Genomic DNA, 20,264 nt, shown 5'->3' with positions numbered 1-20,264 from the left:
AAGGCCGATCAGGAAGGTGCCTCGCGGGCCACCCTCCTGTCGTGCTTCATTTTTCTCGTATTGTGCTACCGGGGCGGGTGCCCGTGCAGGCGTCCGCCCGCCCCGGCTACTACCGGCGCCCGCAGGCGCCGCAAGGCTCTCTTCATCAGGTCAGGTCTTCCGGCACGGTACGGTAGCCCATCGGTGCCGAGGTATTGGCGTGGACATACTTGCGGGCATGGGCTTCGCGCATTGGCTTGAGCACGAACAGCGCCATGATCGCAGTCAATGCCGCCATGCCCGAGGCCACCATGAAGACCGCATGCCAGCTGCCCGTGGCGGCCGTGATCACGCTGGAGAACGGCACCAGCAGCGCGGCCGTGCCCTTGGCGGTGTACAGCAGGCCGGCGTTGGTCGCGGCAAACTTCGGCCCGAAGGTGTCGCCGCAGGTGGCCGGGAACAGGCTGTAGATCTCACCCCAGGCGAAGAACACCACGCCGGTCAGGATCACGAAGGCAACCGGATGGTGGCCGTACTTCGACAGCAGCAGGATACCGACGGCCTCGACCCCGAAGGCAAAGAACATGGTGCGTTCGCGGCCGATATGGTCGGAGATCCAGCCGAAGAACGGTCGCGTCAGGCCGTTGAGCACGCGGTCGATGGTCAGTGCGAAGGTCAGCGCGGGCAAGGTCAGGCCAAGGATCGAGATCGGCGCCTCGTGCAGGCCGAAGTCCTTGGCGATCGGACCGAGCTGGGCGGTGGCCATCAGGCCGCCGGCGGCCATCATCACGAACATCGCGTACATGACCCAGAAGATCGGCGACTTCAGCACCTCGCGCGGCGAAGCGTTGTAGGTGGCGGCAGCCTTCAGCGTGGTCTTGACCTCGCTCAGGATCTTGGCCGACGGCGGGAACAGGGCCATGCCCAGGATGAACACGACCAGGCCCTGGCCAAGACCGAACCACAGGAACGCGGCTTCATAGCCCGACGTCTTGATCATGTTGGCGATGGGCACCACGGTCAGCGCGGAGCCCGCGCCAAACCCGGCCGCCGTGATCCCTGCCGCCAGCCCACGGCGATTGGGGAACCACTTCAGCGCGTTACCCACGCAAGTGCCATACACAGCGCCAGCACCCAGGCCGCCGATTGCCGCCGCGACGTACAGCATCGGCAGCGAGGATGCCACCGAGTTCAGCGCCCAGGCAACGGCGCAGAGCAGGCCGCCGCCCACCACTACCGGGCGCGGGCCGTACTTGTCGACGAGGTAGCCCTCGATCGGTACCAGCCAGGTTTCCGTCACGACGAAGATGGTGAATGCCACCTGGATCGCGGTGCGGCCCCAGTGGTATTTATCGTCGATCGGGTTGACGAACAGCGTCCAGCCGTACTGCATGTTGGCGATCATCGCCATGCAGATTACGCCGAAGACCAATTGCACCCACGGCGACGCAAAGCGCGACGTGGACTCCCTTTGCTGCAGTTCCATGATGTCTCCTTATAGCGGCATGCCGCCAAGGTGGAAGATTGGGCGCCTGAAGACGCCTCTGCGTGACTCTCGGTCTCGAACAGCTTAGCCGTTCTAGTGCTATACGGTATGTGATATATCAACCAAGTCAAGCGTATTTGTTGCGGCTCTGCAGCAAACTATGTCCGCAACCTGCGCCGGGCTGCTCGATGCTGCCGCGCCACTATTGCGCGCGTTGCATCAAAGGCCGTGCCTCTGGTACCGGGAATCCTTGGAAATCAAGCAGTTGTCCTGAGCCGGCGCATCAATCGGCGCGCCGGTGGGCAACCATCAGCATGCCGGGGATTGGCGACCGGGGAAACCGGGGAAAACGGTCAGGTGGGGAAAGTCCCTAGTTTGATACATTCAGACCAACGTGACTCTCGCTTCGCATGCCGGAGCGGAATGCGGGTACGGTTCAGCCGAAAGTCAGGGAAGATGGGAACGCAAGCGCCGGTGATAAGAGCCTGGCGGGAGGTTCACGATGGGGCGGGGAAGCAGGACAGCGCGCAGGACAACAGCGCACCGAAGGGCGGAAAGATGGCGGCCGCAGGATCTTCAAGCCAGGCTTGAGACGACAGGGTCTACGACAAGGTGCCGGCCGCTACATCCTTGTCAAACGCGCTCAGGGCCCCGCCTGCCATGCGCAGAACGCACGGACGGGCCAGCCCGGCACGGATCAGGCGTACGCCAGTTCGCCGGCAGCAGGCACGACACGCGTCTGGCGTGCGCGGCCCACTCCGTCGCTTTCCTGGCTCGATCCCAGCCCGGCAAAGCGGCCATGTTCCTGCGCGGTCACCAGCACGTCCATCGGCAGGCGGGTAGCCAGCAGGACGGTCATGGCGACACCGCCGGCAAGCGCGGCCAGGCCAAGGACGAAGAGCAGTGCGACTTCCATTTCAAAAACTCCAGTTGCGTTGTGGTCAGGAGTTTTCATTATATGCTGCGCCGCACTATGTGTAAATATCCTGTATGTAATATATCAGTACAGAGTTTTGCTCCAATACAACAGCGGTTGGACGGCGATCCCGCATGCATCACACGGTGGTGATATCGCGGCGCGCAGCGGTCGCTGTGGCCGGGGGTTCGTACTCCAGGCCGCGCAAAGCGTCCCAGATCGCGGCTGCGTTGGGCTTCAGCGACCGGCTCTTGCGCCGCACCAGCATGACTGTCGAAGTCACCTGCGGCCGCAATGGCCGCATCACGGCGGCCGGGTTCAGCCCGCCCGCCTGCGCGCGCGACGGCACGACGCCGATGCCCAGCCCCAGCGCCACCATGCCGAACACCGCGGCAAAGTGCCCGAGCAGCTGCAGCGAGCTGGTCCGCACGTGGTAGCTGCTGAGCGCCTTCTCCACCGCCGGCTGCACGCCGCACTGCTGGTCCAGCGTCAGCACGCTGGCATCGCTGAGTTCGCCCCACCCTACCGAGTCGCGCGCGGCCAGCGGATGCTGCGCGGGCAGCACCGCGTGATAGGGATCGATGCACAGCGGCTCGCAATACAGGTCATCGGCGGCAATCGGATCGGTGGCGATGCCGAAGTCGACCTCGCCGCTGCGCACGCTCTGCAGCACCGATTCCTGCGAACGGTCCTTCAGGTGGATCGCGATCGCGGGCCACGCCTGCCGGCAGCCCGCCAGCCAAGCCGGCAACGACATCGAGCTGAGCACCGGGTCCGACGCGATCTGCACCAGCCCCTGGCACGGGCGGCTCGCGCTCTGGCTGTCGCGCAGCGTCTGCTCGACCTCTTCGATCAGGTGGCAGATGCGCTGCGACAGGTGCAGGCCCGCGTCGGTCAGTTCCACCTGGCGGGTAGTGCGGTCGAACAGGCGCTGGTCGATTTCTTCTTCCAGCTCGCGCACGCTGCGGCTTACCGCGGACTGCGTCAGGCCGAGTTCGGCGGCCGCGCGCGTAAAGTTCTTGTGCCGCGCCACCGCGGCGAAGGCCTTCAATTGGGGCAGCGAGATATTCATGGCCGCCCTCCCTGACACGCCACGGCGCGGCTCGGGCGCAACCCGAGGTCGGGCGCGGCGGGATGTCGCGGTGCGGGCACCGATGCATGCGGTCCGGTCATGGCAGTCTCCTTGGATGGGGCGTGGCTGTGTGCAGCCATCGTTGCTGTGGGTATGGATTTGCTGGTGTCGCGCGGTCGTTGGCCTGATGTCATGGCAACGGCCCGCACGCAGGCAGGCCGTTCTTCCGGGGAACTTAGTCTCCTTCTCTCTGGATTCGTGGCAGATAGGCGGCATCCGCGACCTGCAGGCCTTCGGCCTGCCCGGTGATGAATCGCCTGCGCATTGGCGCCAGCAATACCTTGGCCGAGATTCCCGCTCTCGCGAACTTGTCCGACAGGAACCCGCACAGCGGCCGCGTGAAGCCGTTGCACAGGTTGTCGATCGACAAGGTCATCGTCAGCAGCGGCAACGTGAGCCCCAGCAGCGTCACCGGCATCGACGCAAACCCGTAATCCTTCGCGATCGGGCCCAGTGCTCCCCAGTGATGCCTGGCGTCCATCGGGGATACAAACAGGATCCAGCCATACTGCAGGTTGGCCACCAGCCCCATGCATACCACGCCGATTGCGAGCTGGATCCAACGATTCTGCAGGCCCCGGCCGTTCACATTTCCGTGAGCGGGCGTGGCCGCCGCTTCATATTGCGCCATCTGTTCTTGTCTCCCGGTGCTTGCCAGCTGCGTCCCGGATGGAACCCCCTCCCGGGCCTCTTCGGTGTGGGCCCTTGGTCGCGATGAGATCGGCGCCTGACATTGCGGCATGCAAATCCGGGATTGATGCTACTTGAATCTAAGATCAGGACTGCATAAAGTTTTTTATCGTTTGTATTGATGACCGTTTATATATTGCACGGAACGATTGAATGAGGAACGCCACGCTGCGGCAACTGAAGGTCTTTGAAACCGTCGCCCGCCATATGAGCTTTTCACGCGCCGCCGAGGAGCTGCACCTGACGCAGCCGGCCGTGTCAACCCAGGTCCGGCAGCTGGAGCACCATGTCGGCCTGCCGCTGTTCGAGCAACTCGGCAAGAAGATCTACCTGACGCCGGCAGGGCACGAAATGCTGCATTACAGCCGCAGCATCATCCAGCAGTTCCGCGAAGCCGAAGACGCCATGTCGCAACTCAAGGGCATCTCCGGCGGGCGCCTCAACGTGGCGGTGATCAGCGCCGGCGACTATTTCTTTCCGCGGCTGCTGGCGGAGTTCATGGAGCGCCATGAAGGCGTGACGCTGAACCTTGCCGTGCACAACCGCGAGGAATTGCTGCACCAGCTGGCCGGCAACCTGACCGACCTCGCGGTGATGGTGCGTCCACCAGAGGGCATGGACACCATCAACGAAGCCTTCGCGCCCCACCCTTACGTCATCGTCGCGGCGCCCAGCCACCCGCTGGTCGGCAAGCGCAACATCCCGCTGGCGGCATTGGCGGACGAGGCCTTCGTTTCGCGCGAAAAAGGCTCTGATACGTGGAATTCGATGCAGGAAGGCTTTGCCGGGCGGCTGTCCAACCTTCGCATTGCCATGGAGATCAAGAGTACGGAGACCATCAAGCAGGCGGTGATTGCCAACATGGGCATCGCCTTCCTGTCGGCGCATACGGTCGGGCTCGAGTTGCAGGCGGGGAAGCTGGCCGTGCTCGATATCGAGGGCTTTCCGGTGATGCTCAACTGGTACGTTGTGCATCGCAAGAACAAGCGGCTGCCGCCGGTGGCGCTTGCGTTCAAGCAGTTCCTGATGGAGGAAGGCGCCGGACTGATCCAGCGGATTACAGGCGTGGAGGGACTGATTCGACTGGAAGCCTAGGCCGCCAATCCATAAACAATGGATTATGGTTTGGCAGTGAAACTTTAATTATCGTAAATCCTTCGCCGTCCCTATGCTTGTCTCAACCCCACCGCTACGGCGTATCGAGGAGACAAGCCATGAACCAGGTCCAGACTGACAGCCGCCCCGCCGCCATCACGGTCGGCACCGACAACCGGCCCATCCCGCGCGAGACGCAGCTCGCGGCGTATAACGCCGCCTTCATCGAGCTGGGTCTGCGTTTCCGCTGGGACGCCGAGATGTATGAATGGCTGTGCGGCATCGAATGCGAAAAGGCCCGCGTCGCCCGCTATATCGAAGAGCACCACGCCCACCTGCTCGCCGCTTATGATGCGGCCTTCCTCAGCGGGCTGATCTTCGAGAAAAAGAACGAGTACCTGCGCGCGGTCGGCCATCTCAACTGAGCAGTCCGATCGGTTACAGGCGAGGCGCTTTGGCGGCCTCGCCTTTTTTATTGCGGTGCGAACTGCCGACTCGACATTGGCATCGACATTGGCATCGACATTGGCATCGACATTGGCTTTGGCGTTCGCGGCGGCGCTCACGCGGCGGCATCTTCCACTGCCCGCCGGATCAGCCGCTTGATCCGGGGACGAGGCTTCTGCGCCGCAAGCCAAAGGTCATGGGCCATCTGCATGCCACTCCACATCTCGCGGCTTGCCCCCAGCGCATCTTCGAGCCTGATGGCAATGTCAGGTGTAATCGAAGAGTGTCCGTTGAGGATACGCGAAAGCGTTGCCCGCGTTACGCCGATAGGCGCGGCAAACGCCGTGATGGTCATGTCGTCCACGCCTTCAAGCCACTCGGCCAGGACGGTTCCGGGGTGCGGCGGGTTGTGCATGCGATTCATGATGCGGTCCTTCAGTGGTAGTCCTGGTAGTCCACGACGATGGCATCTCTTCCCTCGAACCTGAATGTCAGCCGCCAGCGGCCATTGACAACGACGGACCAATGGCCAGCCAGGTCGCCACATAGCGGATGCAAGCGCCAGCCAGGAACAGCCATGTCTTCAGGCCGGATGGCCTGATCCAATGCACCGAGTTGCCTGCGCAGCCGATCCGCGTGTGCGGTTGAAGCAGCGCCTTATCGCATAGGCACCGAGCGCTCGTGACCATAGCCCGCTGGGCTACGCCCTGCAATGAGATTGCTTCGCTTGCCGCGCCGGACCAGGGTTGACCACCACATCGACACCGGTCATCACCGGCACCCGATCCGCGGCGGCCGTCATGCGCGCGCAGCCCACTTTGGTGACGGCATGAAATTCGCTTGCCATGACGGTGTCGCCGCCATACGGGCGCTTCCGCAGCGGCCAGCGCAGGCATGTGCCGCACCGCTGCCACCACATGGAACCTACTCGCCACCACTTCCGCACAGACATGCCGGCCGGTGAAGCCGCCGGCACCGGGCAGCACTTCCCGGCGGATGCGTCGACCATCCTGCGCCGCGCGGCGATTTCCGGGACCTGCGCCAGCCTGGTCTCCACCGGCATGCTCGCCCGTGGCGGCACCGTCGATTGCGGCAGTGCGTTCGCGCCGGTCAATGCGGTCAGCCACTGGATCTGGGGCGAACGCGCCATGCATGCCAACCGGCCGTCGGTCCGGCATACCATGCTGGGCTACGTCATCCATCATGCGATGTCGGTGTTCTGGGCCGTGTTCTATGAAACCGCGGTGGCACGGCATCATGCGCGCGGCGCCGCGGGCACCCTGGCGCTTGGCGGTCTTGGCGTGGCAGCCCTTGCCTGCCTGGTGGACCTGACGTGTACGCCGCACCGCCTGACGCCTGGCTTCGAGCGGCGCCTGTCGCCGCGCATGCTGACGCTGGTCTACCTGGCTTTCGGGCTGGCCCTGCCGCTGGGATCGCTGCTGGTGCGGCACACGGCGCGCAAAGGGTGAGCCCGCAGCGCGCGCAAAGCGCGCGGCGGAGACGATGCGGGGTATGCCGGGGAAAGTCAGTCGACGGAAGTCAGCGGTTTCGACAACGCGCAACGGCATTGCCGACGCCAAGGCGGTACGGAGCGAAATGCAGGAAGCGGCCGGCAAGCCGGCCGCCGGGATGCAGCAATATCAGGCCTGTTCCTTGACCTGAGTTTCCAGTTCGACCAGCCGCTTCTTCAGCGCCCGCTCTTCCTGGAAGCGCACGGTTTCATCGCGGATGATGGCGACGATGCCGGTGATGGCCCCCGCGTCATCCTTGAGCAGCGCCACGGTAAAGGCGATCGACAGGGACTTGCCGTCCTTGTCGACCGCGGGCACCTTGAGCAGGTCATGGCCGTAGCGCGTGATGCCGGTGGCCATGGTCTTGTCATAGCCCTCCCAATGGCGCCCGCGCAGCCGCTCGGGAATGATCAGGTCGAGCGACTGGCCCATGGCCTCGGCCTGGGTGTAGCCGAACATGCGCTCGGCGGCGGGGTTCCACAGCGTGATGGCGCCCTTGGCGTCCGAGATGATGATGGCGTCGCCGATGGCGGACACCAGCTGCGCGTAGTCGATGGGTTCTGGCATGGGGACTCCCTCTCTGTCGGTCATTGCCGGTTGGGGTATGTAGCCATCAAGGTAGCGCGGCACGGGGCAGCGCTGCAAGCGAAAACGCCGGGGCGCGCAGTTGGCGCGGCCCCGGCGTACGCCCCGGCACATGCGCCGGGCGGGCGGCGTCAGATCACCTGGGACTCGCGCAGGCGCTTGATGTCGTCCGCACCGTAGCCCAGGCCGGCCAGCACTTCTTCGCTATGCTCGCCCAGCAGCGGCGAACCCGTGATTTCCGGCTTGAGGTCGGAGAACTTGATCGGGCTGCCCACCGTCAGGTAAGTGCCGCGCTCCTTGTGCGGCACCTCGGTAATGCTGCCGCTGGCGCGCAGCGACGGATCGGCGGCGATCTCCTTCATCGACAGCACCGGCGAGCACGGGATGTCATGCTTGCGCAGGATGTCAACCGCCTCGTACTTGGTCTTGTCGGCGAGCCAGTCCTCGATGGTCTTGAAGATATCGAAGATATGCGGCTGGCGTGCCTTGGCGGTGCTGTAGTTGGGATCGTCGATCCATTCCGGCTTGCCCAGCGCCTTGCAGATCGGCTCCCAGGCGTGGCCCTGGATGGTGAAGTAGATATAGGCGTTGGGGTCGGTCTCCCAGCCCTTGCACTTCAGCACCCAGCCCGGCTGGCCGCCGCCGCCCGCGTTGCCGCCGCGCGGCACCACGTCGCTGAACGAGCCGTGCGGATACTGCGGGTACTCTTCCAGGTAGCCCAGGCGGTCCAGGCGCTGCTGGTCGCGCAGCTTGACGCGGCACAGGTTCAGCACGGCGTCCTGCATTGACACGGCCACCTTCTGGCCCTTGCCGGTCTTGTCGCGGCCGATCAGCGCGGTCAGGATGCCGATGGCCAGGTGCATGCCGGTGTTGGAATCGCCCAGCGCCGCGGCGGACACCGTCGGCGGGCCGTCCCAGAAGCCGGTGGTCGAGGCCGCGCCGCCCGCGCACTGCGCCACGTTCTCATAGACCTTCAGGTCTTCATAGTGGTGGCCGTCGCTGAAGCCCTTGACCGAAGCCACGATCATCTTCGGGTTCAGCTCGTTGATGCGCTCCCACGAGAAACCCATGCGATCCAGCGCGCCCGGGCCAAAGTTCTCGACCAGCACGTCCGACTCGCGGATCAGCTGTTCCAGGATCTTCTTGCCTTCCGGCTTCTTCGTATCCAGCGTGAGCGAACGCTTGTTGCTGTTGAGCATGGTGAAGTACAGCGCGTCGACATCGGGGATGTCGCGCAGCTGCGTGCGCGTAACATCGCCGGAACCGGGGCGTTCCACCTTGATGACGTCTGCGCCGAACCACGCCAGCAGCTGCGTGCACGCGGGACCGGCCTGGACGTGCGTGAAGTCGATGATCTTGATGCCGTTGAGTGGGAGGTTCACTTTCGTCTCCTATTGGATTAGGGTGTGAAATTCGTGTCGATTACTTCTTGGCCGAGCTTTGCGGATTCAGATTGGTCAGGCGACCGCTTTCCGTGCCCGCAGCCGGGTCGATGACGGCGTTGACCAGCGTGGGCTTGCCCGACCGCAGCGCTTCGTTCACCGCAGCTTCGAGCTCCGCCGGCGTGGTAACGTTGGCGCCGACGCCACCGAACGCTTCCATCATCTTGTCGTAGCGCGCGCCCGGGACGAACGTCGTGACCGCCGGATCCTTTCCGCCGGCCGGATTCACATCGATGCCCTTGTAAATGCCGTTGTTGTTGAAGATGACGATGCAGACCGGCAGGTTGTAACGGCAGATCGTCTCGACTTCCATGCCCGAGAAGCCGAATGCACTGTCACCGCACAGCGCCAGCACCGGCTTGCTGGTCTCGACCGCCGCGGCAACCGCGTAGCCCATGCCCACACCCATCACGCCCCAGGTGCCGACGTCGAGGCGCTTGCGCGGCTCGTACATGTCGATCACGGCACGGGCGTAGTCCAGCGTGTTGGCGCCTTCGTTGACGAACGAGATGCTCGGATTGGCCTTGATGACGTCCTTCAGCACGCGCAGCGCGGTGTGGAAGTTCATCGGCGAGACATCCTTGTTCAGCAGCTCGCCCATCTTCGCCAGGTTCTTGTCCTTGCGTTCGTACACCGCGTTCAGCCACTCGGCAGGCGGCTTGGCGAAGTCGTTGCCGACCTTGCCGAGGATCGCCGACACGCACGAACCGATGTCACCCACCACCGGCGCGGCGATGGCGACGTTGCTATCCATCTCGGTCGGCGAGATGTCGATCTGGATGAACTGCTTCGGACCGCCCCAGGTCTTGCCCTTGCCGTGCGCCAGCAGCCAGTTGAGGCGGGCGCCAACCAGCATCACCACGTCGGCTTCAGCGAGTACGTACGAACGTGCCGCCGAGGCCGATTGCGGGTGCGTGTCGGGCAGCAGGCCCTTGGCCATCGACATCGGCAGGTACGGAATGCCGGTTTTCTCGACCAGGGCGCGGATATCTTCGTCGGCGCGTGCGTAGGCGGCACCCTTGCCCAGCAGGATCAGCGGGCGCTTGGCGTTCTTCAGCAGCGAGACGGCGCGGTCCACCGAGTCCGGTGCCGGCAGCTGGCGCGGGGCCGGATCCACTACCTTGATCAGCGACTTCTTGCCCTTCTCGGCCTCCAGCGACTGGCCCAGCAGCTTGGCCGGCAGGTCCAGGTACACACCGCCCGGACGGCCCGACACGGCGGCACGAATGGCACGCGCGATACCGACACCAATGTCTTCGGCGTGCAGCACGCGGAAGGCAGCCTTGGCGTGCGGACGGGCGATTGCCAGCTGGTCCATCTCTTCATAGTCACCCTGCTGCAGATCGACGATCTCGCGCTCGCTCGAGCCGCTGATCAGGATCATCGGGAAGCAGTTGGTGGTCGCATGCGCCAGCGCCGTCAGCCCGTTCAGGAAGCCGGGGGCAGAGACGGTCAGGCAAACGCCCGGCTTCTGCGAGATGAAGCCGGCAATCGCTGCCGCGTTGCCTGCATTCTGCTCGTGACGGAAGCTGATGACGCGCATGCCGTTGGCCTGCGCCAGCCGAGCCAGATCGGTGACCGGAATGCCGGGCAGGCCGTAGATGTTTTCAATGCCGTTCAGCTTGAGCGCGTCGATGACCAGATGAAAACCATCGGTCTGTGCCTGATGTTCTTCCGCGGCGTGACGCTGCAGCTCGTTTCCAACTTCTGCCATGGTTGCTTCCTTCTATACGAATTGACTGGGGTTGGATTTCTTCTACTTCAGGGGGTCTGCCGCGGTGGTGTCTCGGCCCGCTTCGCTACGACTTCGGACATGCTTGGTCTCCTCGTTGAACTTGTGTTCGTGGTGCGCGGGGACTATCCCCTTGCTTCAACCTCTGCCGGTTCGTTCAACCGGTCTTGATGACATACGGTATGTGATATATCAGAGAACGGCAAGCTCTTTTCCTACTCTGCGACGAACTTTCGTCAGTGCACCGCAGCAAACCAGCTTCTATCTGCGCTCAAATCAGCACAACTCCTTAATCTGTGGGAATCATTCTCCCTTTGCACAGATGCAGGAGTTCAGTTCGCAAGCGAATAGCCTGCGACTTCCAGCCAATAGATATATTACATACAACGTTTTGAGGCGCTTTAAGGCCTTCTGCAGTGCCTTGCGGGATCCTCAACTTCTCATGCCTGCCCCTGCTCCCGGAACAGGAACGTCAGGCCCACAGCGGCGCCTGGCTTTGTTGCAGCATGAATCCGTGGATTGATGCTAACTGAGGCTTAATTAGTCTTGGCTTAAAGTTTCTTATCGTATCTATTCATGACCGTTTATATATCGCGGAACTGGCATGAATTTGGGTGCAGGGATGGCATCGTGGACCACCGGTGGCATCCCCGCCCATGGAAAACCCCTACGCCGGCGTTTCCTCCAGCTGTCGCAGCAGCGCATCGACACTGCCCTTGGCGTCGCCAAACCACATCCGCGTGTTGTCCTTGTAGAACAACGGGTTGTCGACCCCCGCGTAGCCCGCTGCCATGCTGCGCTTGGACACCACCACGGTCTTGGCCTTCCACACCTCTAGCACCGGCATGCCGGCAATCGGACTGGCAGGGTCCTCCAGCGCACCCGGGTTAACGATGTCGTTGGCGCCGACCACCAGCACCACGTCGGCTTTCTCGAAGTCGTCGTTGATCTCTTCCATTTCCAGCACGATGTCGTACGGCACGCGCGCCTCGGCCAGCAGGACGTTCATGTGCCCCGGCAAGCGGCCGGCCACCGGGTGGATGCCGAAGCGGACGTTGACGCCCTGCGCACGCAACCGCCGCGCGATCTCGCTGATGGTGCCCTGCGCCTGCGCCACCGCCATGCCGTAGCCGGGCACGATGATGACCTCGTTGGCATCCTTGAGCAGGCTGCTGACTTCCTCGCTCGATACCGGCAGCACCTCGCCCTGCTCCGCCGCCGCGCCCTGCGCCTGCACCGCGCCGAAGCCGCCCAGGATCACCGACAGGAACTTGCGGTTCATGGCCTTGCACATGATGTAGCTGAGGATGGCGCCGCTCGACCCCACCAGCGCGCCGGTGATGATCAGCAGGTCGTTGCCCAGCATGAAGCCGGTCGCCGCGGCCGCCCAGCCGGAGTAGCTGTTCAGCATCGACACCACTACCGGCATGTCGGCGCCGCCGATGGCCAGCACCAGGTGCGCGCCGACCAGCAGCGCGATCACCGTCATCGCTGCCAGCGGCACCAGCCCCTGCTGCACATCCGGCGCGCTGAGGAAGGCATAGCCCAGCCACACGCACACCGCCAGCGCCCCGGCATTGAGTACGTGGCGGCCCGGCAGCAGCATCGGCTTGCCGCCCATGGTGCCTTGCAGCTTGAGGAAGGCGATGATCGAGCCGGTAAAGGTGACCGCGCCGATCAGGATGCCGAGGTAGGTCTCGACCTCATGGATCGCCTTCTCCGCGCCGGCCAGCGTGGTCGGCTCCAGGTAATTGGCGTAGCCGACCAGCACCGCGGCCAGCCCGACGAAGCTGTGCAGCACCGCCACCAGCTGCGGCATCTGCGTCATCTCCACGCGTTTGGCCAGCACCGCGCCGGCGATGCCGCCCGCCAGCATCGCGCCGATGATGATGGGAACGCCGTCGGGCGTGCCGGCCAGCACGGTGGTCACCACCGCGATCACCATGCCGGCGATGCCGAACAGGTTGCCGCGTTTGGCGGTGGCAGGATGGCTCAGCCCACTCAGGCTGAGGATGAACAGCGCGCTGGCGCCAAGGTAAGCGATATTGCTGATGCCGGAAGGCATGGCTCGGTCTCCTTTGCCTTTGTATTCAGTCGCGCTGGAACATCTTCAGCATGCGCTGCGTGACCAGGAAGCCGCCGGCGATGTTGATGGTCGCAACCAGCACCGCGCAGCCCGCGATCACCGCCGTCAGCAGCGACGGCTTGCCCAGCTGCACCAGCGCCCCCACCACGATGATCCCGCTGATGGCATTGGTCACGCTCATCAGCGGCGTGTGCAGCGCGGCGGTGACGTTCCACACCACCTGGTAGCCGACGAAGATCGCCAGCACGAACACGGTGAAGTGCGCCATGAACGCGGGCGGCGCCACTGCCCCGAGGGCGAGCAGGGCAATCGCCGCCAGCCCCAGCGCGACCAGCGTCACGCCGGTGCGGTTGCGCGGCGGGGGGGCTTCCGCCTCCACCGGCGGCGACGCGGCCGGCGCCTGCTGCTGCGGTATCGCCACCGTCAGCGGCGGCGGCGGCCAGGTCACCGCGCCCTGGTGCTGCACCGTGGCGCCGCGGATCATCTCGTCGTCCATGTTGACCACGAGCTGGCCGTCCTTGCCCGGCGTCAGCTCGGTCAGCAGGTGGCGGATATTGGTGGCGTAGAGCTGGCTCGACTGCGCCGCCATCCGGCTCGGCAGGTCGGTATAGCCGATGATGGTCACGCCACCGCGGCGCACGCTTTCGCCCGGCACGGTGAGTACGCAGTTGCCGCCCTGCTCGGCGGCCAGGTCAACCACCACGCTGCCGGCACGCATGAGCCCGACCGTCCCGGCTTCCAGCAGCTTCGGCGCCGGCTTGCCGGGGATCAGCGCGGTGGTGACGATGATGTCGACTTCGCGCGCCTGCTCGGCAAAGAGGCGCATCTCCGCCTCGATGAAGGCGGGGCTCATCTCCTTGGCGTAGCCGCCGCTGCCGCTGCCGTCTTCTTCGATCTCGACGGTCAGGAATTCGGCGCCCAGGCTCTCGATCTGCTGGCGCACCACCGGGCGCGTGTCGAAGGCGCGCACCACCGCGCCCAGGCTGCGCGCCGCGCCGATCGCCGCCAGCCCCGCCACGCCCGCGCCGATCACCAGCACGCGCGCCGGCGGGATCTTGCCCGCGGCGGTGATCTGCCCGGCAAAGGGCCGGCCGAAGGCATGCGCGGCCTCGATCACCGCGCGGTAGCCCGCCATATTGGCCATGGAGCTGAGCGCATCCAGCTTCTGCGCGCGAGAGATGCGCGGCACGCAATCCATCGCCAGCACCGTGGCGCCGCGCTGCGCCAGCCGCTCCAGCATCGGCATCTGCTGCGCCGGCCAGACAAAGCCGATCAGCGTGGCATGCTTCTTCAGCAGCGCCGCCTCTTCCACGCCCAGGCTGGGGTGGACCTGCGGCGGGCGCACCTTGACCACCACGTCGACCGACGCCCACAGGCTTGCCGCATCGACGATGGCGGCGCCGGCGGCGCGGTAGTCGTCGTCCGAGAACGAAGCCTCCTGGCCCGCGCCGGTCTCTACCGCGACCTGGTAGCCGAGCTTGAGCAGTTCCTTGACCGAGTCCGGGGTGGCGGCAACGCGCCGCTCGCCCGGGTGGACCTCGCGGGGCACACCGATCGTCATTGGCATGGCATTCACCGTATCGAGTTTTGGGTTGGGTCGCGCTCAGCCGCGCACGTGGTTGACCAGCGAGCCGATGCCCGCGATCGACACCTCCACCACGGCGCCGTCTTTCATCGAACCCACGCCCAGCGAGGTGCCGACGGCAATCACGTCACCGGGCATCAGCGTCAGGTCTTGCGAAATGCGGCTGACCTGCTCTTCCGGCGAGAAGATCATGTCCGACAGCGGATAGTTCTGCCGCTCCACGCCGTCGAGCCGCGTGACTACGCTGGCGGCGCGCCAGTCAAAGCCGGTGACGATGGCCGGGCCGACGCAGCCGAAGGTGTCGAAACCCTTGGCGCGCGTCCATTGCGGGAAATTGGGATCGGCGGTGATCAGCTCGGCCGCGGTCACGTCGTTGACGATGGTGTAGCCGAAGATATGGTCGCCGGCCTCCGACACCGGCACATTGCGCGCCTTCTTGCCGATGACGATGCCAAGCTCGCCCTCGTAGACGATCTTGCCGTCGTAGCTCTTGGGGCGCTGCACGGCGTCGTTAGGGCCGGCCAGCGACGATGCCGGCTTGATCAGGAACAGCGGGTGCGTCGGCACCGGCTTTTCCAGCTTGCGGGCGAGCGCGTGGAAGTTGTTCCACAGCGCCACCACCTTGCCGGGCTGGCATGGCGCGACCAGCGTCAGCGCGGCGCGCTCGTGCACGGCGCCGGTGGGCGCAGGATGGTTGAAACCGTCGCTATCGTATTCGACCACGCGATTCTGGTCAGGGCCATCGAGACGGCCATGGCCGATGCTGCCGTCGGCGCGGCGAAAGCGTATCCAGGTTTGCACGGCAATGCTCCTTGCGCAGGCAATGGCGGGCCCTGCCTGCGCCGATATTGGTTGCAGGATCTTGTAAAGGGAAATGGGAATGAGATCAGGGCTGGCGCGTCCGCCCGTCGTTCCCGCGCAGGCGGGAACCCAGTGACTTCAAGAGACGCTGGATTCCCGCCCACGTGCCCCGAGGGGTATGCGCGGGAATGACATCGGTACGCTCACACACCCGCTCTCGGGCTACCGCCTCATACCGCGCCGGCCAGCTTCATCGCCGCGATCTGCGCGGGCGTGCGGCCCAGCCATTCGAGGATCTCGTCGGTATGCTCGCCCAGCAGCGGCGAGCGCTCCACCTCCACCGGCGATGCCGACATCGTGATCGGGCAGCCCAGCTGCACGTAGTTGCCGCGCTGAGGATGCTCCAGCTCGACCAGGTAGCCGCGCTGGTACAGCGACTGGTCCTCGATCAGGTCCTTCATCGACAGGATCGGTCCGCACGGCACATCCACCTCGTTGAGCGCGGCCATCACGTCGAACTTGCTGACCTTGCCGGTCCATTTCTCGATCACGGCGAAGCAGTCGGCCAGGTGCTTGAGGCGCGCTTCGGGCGTGGCGTAGTCCGGGTTGGTGATCAGGTCCTCGCGGCCGCACAGGCGCATCAGCGGTTCCCAGCCCTGCGGCTGGATGATGACGTAGACGTAGTCATTGGGGCCGCCCGGTGCGCAGCGCAGCGCCGCGCCCGGCTGGCCGCCGCCCGAGGCATTGCCGGCGCGCGGCACGTGGTCGCCGAACTCCTGGTTCGGGTACTCGCGCAGCGGGCCGTTGTCCAGGCGCTGCTGGTCGCGCAGCTTGACGCGGCACAGGTTCAGCACCGCATCCTGCATCGCCACCTCCACGCGCTGCCCGCGGCCGGTATGCTCGCGCTGCAGCAGCGCGGCCAGGATGCCGACCACGCAATGGATGCCGGTGCCCGAGTCGCCGATCTGCGCGCCGGTCACGGTCGGCACGCCTTCGGCATCGCCGGTGGTCGAGGCCGAGCCGCCCATGCACTGCGCCACGTTTTCATACGCCTTGCAGTCGGCGTACGGCCCCGGGCCGAAGCCCTTGATCGACGCATAGACCAGCCGCGGATTCAGGTCCTGCAGGTGCTCCCAGTCGAAGCCGGCGCGCGCCAGCACGCCGGGCCCGAAGTTTTCGATCAGCACGTCGCTGCGCTGTACCAGGTCTTCGAGCAGCGCCTTGCCTTCGGGCGTCTTCATGTTCAGCGTCAGGCTGCGCTTGTTGGAGTTGAGCATGGTGAAGTACAGGCTGTCGGCGTTGGGCACGTCGCGCAGCTGGCTGCGGGTAATGTCGCCGCGGCCGGGCATCTCCACCTTGATCACGTCCGCGCCCAGCCACGCCATCAGCTGCGTGGCCGACGGGCCTGCCTGGACGTGGGTCATGTCCAGGATGCGAACACCTTGCAGTGCCTTGGTTTCCATTGCGAAAGTCTCCTTTTAACCGCTGATTTTGTAGCTCTTGATGACATACGGTATGTGATATATCAGAAGAGAGCAAGAGGAGATTGGCAGTCGCAGCAGAAATATCGACGATGCGCCGCAGCATAAGCAGAAAAAGAGACGCTTAGTGCGGGCGATGCCGCAGACATCGGCACCGGATTCTCACATTGATATATCACATACCATCTTGCGAAATGCATCGATGCCTGCACAAAACAAAAACGGCGGACCGAAGTCCGCCGTTTTGCCCTGCCCTGCTCGCCTCAGTCGAGGAAGTCGCAGTGCTTCTCCACGTAGTCCGCCAGGTCCAGCGAATGCTGCCGCACCAGCCGCTCGGCCAGTTCGGTATCGCGCTTCTCCAGCGCCTCGATGATGCGCAGGTGATCCACGATCGACCTTGCCGCCCGGTCGCTCTGCGAGATCGTCATCTTCCGGATCGCACGCACATGGATAAAGATATTGCGGATCGTGTCCATGATGATCTGCGACCTGGACAGCTGCACGATTGCCTGGTGGAACGCGATATTGGCGTCGGAATACTCCTCGATATGTTCCGCCGGCGTCGAATCGCGGAAGCTGTCGAACATGCGTCGCAGCTGGGCGATTTCCTGGTCGGTGGCATTCTGCGTGGCAAGGCGCGCCGCCATGCTCTCCAGCGCCGCCCACATCTGGATCATCTCGACGATCTCGCGCTTGGTCTTGCGCATGATGTAGATGCCCCGGCGCGGCACGGTGCGCAGGAAGCCTTCCTGCTCCAGCAGTGTCATGGCTTCGCGGATCGGCGTGCGGCTGACGCCCATGGCTTCGCTCAGCACTCGTTCGTCGAGCCGGATCTCGTCGTGCGACTGGTAGATATCGGCGTCGGCAATGGCCTGCCGCAACATGGCATAGGCCTGGTCGCGCAGGCTCGCGCCGGCGTTGATAGGTTGCACTGACAAGGTCAGCCCGTTGGGCTGGACGATGGATTGTGGTTGCGCAGACATGGAATATGCTCGTGTGAGACCGGTGGCGCGGCGGCCGGAATGGCTGCCCGCCGCATTTCCGCACAGCTTAGCAAAACGCCCGACTCATTACGAAAATGCATCAAGCAATACGTTGCGGTCATGCATCGGCACCGTCAGCGTGCGCGGTCTGTCGTATATGGTATATCACAATCGTCTTGCCATTTCTTGCCCAAAAGCGGGCCAGGCGCAACATGGGCGCCGCCCGCTCGGGGCGGGAGGGCCAGACCCGTAGCCGCTCCCGTCACCAGCCAACGCCAGCGGTTACGCCGCGAGCTTGGCCATCGAGTCGCGTTGCTTGATCAAACCCAGCACGGCGTCGCACATCGGCGTCGGCTGCCCGACCAGCCGGCCCATTTCCTGCACCACCGTGAGCAGCGGATCGATTTCCATGGCGCGCCCCGCCTCCAGGTCCTGCAGCATCGAAGTCTTGTGCGCCCCAACCGCTCCCGCCCCGTCGATGCGCCGCTCCACGTCGACGCGGAACTTGACCCCGAAGCGCTCGGCAATGCCCTGCGCCTCCACCATCATCTGGCGCGACAGCGCGCGCGTGGCCGGGTCCGAGGTAATGACATCGAGCGTGGCATGGGTCAGCGCGCTGATCGGGTTGAAGCAAAGGTTGCCCCACAGCTTCAGCCAGATCTCGTCGCGGATGTTGTCGCGCACCGGCGCCTCCAGGTCGGCCGCCATCATCATTTCGCTGAGCCGGGTCACGCGGGCCGAACGGCTGCCATCCGGCTCGCCCAGCGGGAATTTCTTGCCATACACATGCTTGATCACGCCGGGCGCGATGATTTCGGCAGCCGGATAGACCACGCAGCCGATCGCGCGCTCCGGCCCGAAGCCGCGCCATTGCCGGCCGCCCGGGTCGACACTTTCCAGCGTCGATCCCGCCAGCTCGCCGCCGTGCTTGTAGAAATACCAGTAAGGAATGCCATTGACGCCGGTCACGATCGCGGTTTCCGGACCCAGCAGCGGCTGGATCAGGTCTACCACGCCCGGCACCGAATGCGCCTTAAGCGTAATGAAGACGTAGTCCTGTGGCCCCAGTTCGCGCGGATCGCTGGTGCAGCGCACTCGCGCCGCGCGCTCCTCGCCGTCGATCAGCAGCCGCACGCCGTGTTCCTGCATCGCCGCCAGGTGCGGGCCGCGCGCGACGAAGCTGACATCGGCCCCCGCGCGCGCAAGCTGCGCCCCGACATAGCCGCCGATGGCGCCCGCGCCGTAGATACACACTTTCATTTGCTGTCTCCTTGATGGCTCGATTGGATTTTTTGATATATCACATACTATATTCCACTAAGCCGCAAAACAACCTTTATCTTTGCGGACACATTTAGGCAAGCGGCGCTGCGCTAACATGAAGCTTCGTGCGCCTGGAACGATGCCCGGGCGCCGGTTGCTTACCAACACCGGAGCCCACTGATGGAATCGTCGCTGGCTTTGCTGCAGGACCCCGCCGCCTGGGCGGCTCTGGCCACGCTGGTGGCCATGGAAATCGTGCTGGGGATCGATAACCTGATCTTCATTTCGATCCTGACCAACAAGCTGCCCGCAGAGATGCGCGAGAAGGCGCGCAAGGTCGGCATCAGCCTGGCGCTGCTGATGCGCCTTGGCTTGCTGGCCACCATCGCCGTCATCGTCAAGCTGACCGAACCGGTCTTCACGATCCTTGGCCAGGGGCTGTCGTGGCGCGACATGATCCTCATCGCCGGCGGCGCCTTCCTGGTATGGAAGGCCACCCGAGAGATCCATCACCACGTCACCGCCGGCGAGGAAGGCGAACACAATGGCACCGGCAAGGTGGCGCACAGCTTTGCCGCCGCGATTGGCCAGATCCTGGTGCTCGACCTGGTGTTCTCGATCGACAGCATCATCACCGCGGTTGGCATGACCGAGCATGTCCAGATCATGTTCGTAGCGGTGATCGCCGCTGTGATGGCGATGCTGTTCGCCGCCACGCCGCTGGCCAACTTTATCAACCGCAACCCGACCATTGTGATGCTGGCGCTGGCCTTCCTGATGATGATCGGCATGACGCTGATCGCCGAAGGGCTCGGCACGCATGTGCCGAAGGGCTACATCTATACGGCGATGGCGTTCTCGGCCGCGGTGGAAGGGCTGAACATGCTGGCGCGGCAGCGGCGCCACGCGCGGCGCGCGCGCGGCGAAGCCCACTGAGCGTCAGGCGGCACAATGTGAATCTTGTGCCGCAGCAGGCTGTAACAGACGGTGTCCGAACTTTTCCCGGGAAACGCCGTCTTTTAGAGTTCTGCTCAACCCACGGACAAGAAA

General features: G+C 64.5%; 18 protein-coding genes and 2 pseudogenes. 4 read left to right on the top strand and 16 right to left on the bottom strand.

Annotated elements, in window-relative coordinates:
- Positions 1-145: 145 nt before the first annotated feature.
- The 4 genes and pseudogenes from oxlT to E1J61_RS38810 form a co-directional block, all read right to left on the bottom strand.
- Positions 146-1,465, bottom strand: coding sequence for an oxalate/formate MFS antiporter (gene oxlT / locus E1J61_RS12670; protein WP_133094403.1), 1,320 nt, complete (start codon positions 1,463-1,465; stop codon positions 146-148).
- Positions 1,466-2,162: 697 nt separating this feature from the next.
- On the bottom strand, positions 2,163-2,381 hold the full coding sequence (locus E1J61_RS12665) for a hypothetical protein (RefSeq protein ID WP_133094402.1): 219 nt from the start codon (positions 2,379-2,381) through the stop codon (positions 2,163-2,165).
- A 139-nt stretch (positions 2,382-2,520) separates the two neighbouring features.
- A complete protein-coding gene (locus E1J61_RS12660) occupies positions 2,521-3,453 on the bottom strand; it encodes a LysR family transcriptional regulator (protein WP_133094401.1) in 933 nt (310 codons plus the stop codon).
- Between the two features lie 358 nt (positions 3,454-3,811).
- Positions 3,812-3,967 (bottom strand): annotated as a pseudogene (locus tag E1J61_RS38810) (oxalate/formate MFS antiporter); the annotation flags it as partial.
- Positions 3,968-4,356: 389 nt separating this feature from the next.
- On the opposite strand from E1J61_RS38810, the gene E1J61_RS12650 reads away from it, so the two are divergent.
- Entirely contained in the window at positions 4,357-5,298 is a 942-nt protein-coding gene (locus tag E1J61_RS12650) for a LysR family transcriptional regulator (RefSeq protein ID WP_133094399.1), read from the top strand.
- A 119-nt stretch (positions 5,299-5,417) separates the two neighbouring features.
- Positions 5,418-5,723: a LysR family transcriptional regulator gene (locus E1J61_RS12645; RefSeq protein ID WP_133094398.1), complete on the top strand. Its 306-nt coding sequence runs from the start codon at positions 5,418-5,420 to the stop codon at positions 5,721-5,723.
- 137 nt (positions 5,724-5,860) lie between these two features.
- Here the strand turns inward: E1J61_RS12645 and E1J61_RS12640 are convergent, their stop codons facing one another.
- From E1J61_RS12640 to E1J61_RS37380, 3 genes and pseudogenes are all read right to left on the bottom strand, one after another.
- Positions 5,861-6,169, bottom strand: coding sequence for a HigA family addiction module antitoxin (locus tag E1J61_RS12640; protein ID WP_133094397.1), 309 nt, complete (start codon positions 6,167-6,169; stop codon positions 5,861-5,863).
- Positions 6,170-6,180: 11 nt separating this feature from the next.
- A pseudogene (locus tag E1J61_RS12635) lies at positions 6,181-6,375 on the bottom strand (type II toxin-antitoxin system RelE/ParE family toxin); the annotation flags it as partial.
- Between the two features lie 70 nt (positions 6,376-6,445).
- Positions 6,446-6,592, bottom strand: a complete 147-nt coding sequence (locus E1J61_RS37380; RefSeq protein ID WP_165971461.1) for a hypothetical protein — start codon at positions 6,590-6,592, stop codon at positions 6,446-6,448.
- Between the two features lie 70 nt (positions 6,593-6,662).
- On the opposite strand from E1J61_RS37380, the gene E1J61_RS12630 reads away from it, so the two are divergent.
- Positions 6,663-7,214 carry a hypothetical protein gene (locus E1J61_RS12630; protein ID WP_240745820.1) on the top strand — a complete coding sequence of 184 codons (552 nt, stop codon included), beginning with the start codon at positions 6,663-6,665 and terminating at the stop codon, positions 7,212-7,214.
- A 171-nt stretch (positions 7,215-7,385) separates the two neighbouring features.
- On the opposite strand, the gene E1J61_RS12625 is transcribed toward E1J61_RS12630, so the two are convergent.
- The 9 genes from E1J61_RS12625 to E1J61_RS12585 all read right to left on the bottom strand — a co-directional run bounded on the left by E1J61_RS12625 (position 7,386) and on the right by E1J61_RS12585 (position 19,211).
- Positions 7,386-7,823 (bottom strand): PAS domain S-box protein, encoded by a 438-nt coding sequence (locus E1J61_RS12625; RefSeq protein ID WP_133094396.1) that lies wholly within the window; start codon positions 7,821-7,823, stop codon positions 7,386-7,388.
- 149 nt (positions 7,824-7,972) lie between these two features.
- Positions 7,973-9,223, bottom strand: a complete 1,251-nt coding sequence (gene frc, locus E1J61_RS12620) for a formyl-CoA transferase (protein WP_133094395.1) — start codon at positions 9,221-9,223, stop codon at positions 7,973-7,975.
- A gap of 40 nt (positions 9,224-9,263) precedes the next feature.
- Positions 9,264-10,997 (bottom strand): oxalyl-CoA decarboxylase, encoded by a 1,734-nt coding sequence (gene oxc / locus E1J61_RS12615; RefSeq protein WP_133094394.1) that lies wholly within the window; start codon positions 10,995-10,997, stop codon positions 9,264-9,266.
- A 685-nt stretch (positions 10,998-11,682) separates the two neighbouring features.
- Positions 11,683-13,080 carry a Re/Si-specific NAD(P)(+) transhydrogenase subunit beta gene (pntB, locus tag E1J61_RS12610; protein WP_133094393.1) on the bottom strand — a complete coding sequence of 466 codons (1,398 nt, stop codon included), beginning with the start codon at positions 13,078-13,080 and terminating at the stop codon, positions 11,683-11,685.
- Between the two features lie 25 nt (positions 13,081-13,105).
- On the bottom strand, positions 13,106-14,668 hold the full coding sequence (locus E1J61_RS12605; protein WP_133094392.1) for a Re/Si-specific NAD(P)(+) transhydrogenase subunit alpha: 1,563 nt from the start codon (positions 14,666-14,668) through the stop codon (positions 13,106-13,108).
- Positions 14,669-14,704: 36 nt separating this feature from the next.
- The gene (locus E1J61_RS12600) at positions 14,705-15,487 is read right to left on the bottom strand and encodes a fumarylacetoacetate hydrolase family protein (RefSeq protein WP_133094391.1); all 783 of its coding nucleotides are present in this window, start codon (positions 15,485-15,487) and stop codon (positions 14,705-14,707) included.
- 230 nt (positions 15,488-15,717) lie between these two features.
- A complete protein-coding gene (gene frc, locus E1J61_RS12595) occupies positions 15,718-16,950 on the bottom strand; it encodes a formyl-CoA transferase (RefSeq protein ID WP_133094390.1) in 1,233 nt (410 codons plus the stop codon).
- Positions 16,951-17,231: 281 nt separating this feature from the next.
- Positions 17,232-17,951: a GntR family transcriptional regulator gene (locus tag E1J61_RS12590; RefSeq protein WP_029047003.1), complete on the bottom strand. Its 720-nt coding sequence runs from the start codon at positions 17,949-17,951 to the stop codon at positions 17,232-17,234.
- A gap of 282 nt (positions 17,952-18,233) precedes the next feature.
- Positions 18,234-19,211 carry a 2-dehydropantoate 2-reductase gene (locus E1J61_RS12585; protein ID WP_133094389.1) on the bottom strand — a complete coding sequence of 326 codons (978 nt, stop codon included), beginning with the start codon at positions 19,209-19,211 and terminating at the stop codon, positions 18,234-18,236.
- A 183-nt stretch (positions 19,212-19,394) separates the two neighbouring features.
- Here E1J61_RS12585 and E1J61_RS12580 point away from each other — a divergent pair, with 183 nt between their 5' ends.
- Positions 19,395-20,150: a TerC family protein gene (locus E1J61_RS12580; protein ID WP_133094388.1), complete on the top strand. Its 756-nt coding sequence runs from the start codon at positions 19,395-19,397 to the stop codon at positions 20,148-20,150.
- The last annotated feature ends 114 nt before the right edge of the window (positions 20,151-20,264 follow it).

Source organism: Cupriavidus sp. L7L, from assembly GCF_004353535.1.
GTDB lineage: Bacteria > Pseudomonadota > Gammaproteobacteria > Burkholderiales > Burkholderiaceae > Cupriavidus > Cupriavidus oxalaticus_A.
This window is presented reverse-complemented; position numbering and strand designations above follow the sequence as displayed.

Coding starts and splice junctions, on each gene's coding strand:
- E1J61_RS12580 (WP_133094388.1), top strand. CDS start 19,395: ATGGAATCGTCGCTGGCTTTGCTGCAGGACCCCGCCGCCTGGGCGGCT.
- E1J61_RS12625 (WP_133094396.1), bottom strand. CDS start 7,823: ATGCCAGAACCCATCGACTACGCGCAGCTGGTGTCCGCCATCGGCGAC.
- frc (WP_133094390.1), bottom strand. CDS start 16,950: ATGGAAACCAAGGCACTGCAAGGTGTTCGCATCCTGGACATGACCCAC.
- E1J61_RS12665 (WP_133094402.1), bottom strand. CDS start 2,381: ATGGAAGTCGCACTGCTCTTCGTCCTTGGCCTGGCCGCGCTTGCCGGC.
- E1J61_RS12605 (WP_133094392.1), bottom strand. CDS start 14,668: ATGCCAATGACGATCGGTGTGCCCCGCGAGGTCCACCCGGGCGAGCGG.
- E1J61_RS12645 (WP_133094398.1), top strand. CDS start 5,418: ATGAACCAGGTCCAGACTGACAGCCGCCCCGCCGCCATCACGGTCGGC.
- E1J61_RS37380 (WP_165971461.1), bottom strand. CDS start 6,592: ATGGCAAGCGAATTTCATGCCGTCACCAAAGTGGGCTGCGCGCGCATG.
- E1J61_RS12585 (WP_133094389.1), bottom strand. CDS start 19,211: ATGAAAGTGTGTATCTACGGCGCGGGCGCCATCGGCGGCTATGTCGGG.
- E1J61_RS12630 (WP_240745820.1), top strand. CDS start 6,663: ATGGAACCTACTCGCCACCACTTCCGCACAGACATGCCGGCCGGTGAA.
- E1J61_RS12650 (WP_133094399.1), top strand. CDS start 4,357: ATGAGGAACGCCACGCTGCGGCAACTGAAGGTCTTTGAAACCGTCGCC.
- oxc (WP_133094394.1), bottom strand. CDS start 10,997: ATGGCAGAAGTTGGAAACGAGCTGCAGCGTCACGCCGCGGAAGAACAT.
- E1J61_RS12660 (WP_133094401.1), bottom strand. CDS start 3,453: ATGAATATCTCGCTGCCCCAATTGAAGGCCTTCGCCGCGGTGGCGCGG.
- E1J61_RS12590 (WP_029047003.1), bottom strand. CDS start 17,951: ATGTCTGCGCAACCACAATCCATCGTCCAGCCCAACGGGCTGACCTTG.
- oxlT (WP_133094403.1), bottom strand. CDS start 1,465: ATGGAACTGCAGCAAAGGGAGTCCACGTCGCGCTTTGCGTCGCCGTGG.
- E1J61_RS12640 (WP_133094397.1), bottom strand. CDS start 6,169: ATGAATCGCATGCACAACCCGCCGCACCCCGGAACCGTCCTGGCCGAG.
- pntB (WP_133094393.1), bottom strand. CDS start 13,080: ATGCCTTCCGGCATCAGCAATATCGCTTACCTTGGCGCCAGCGCGCTG.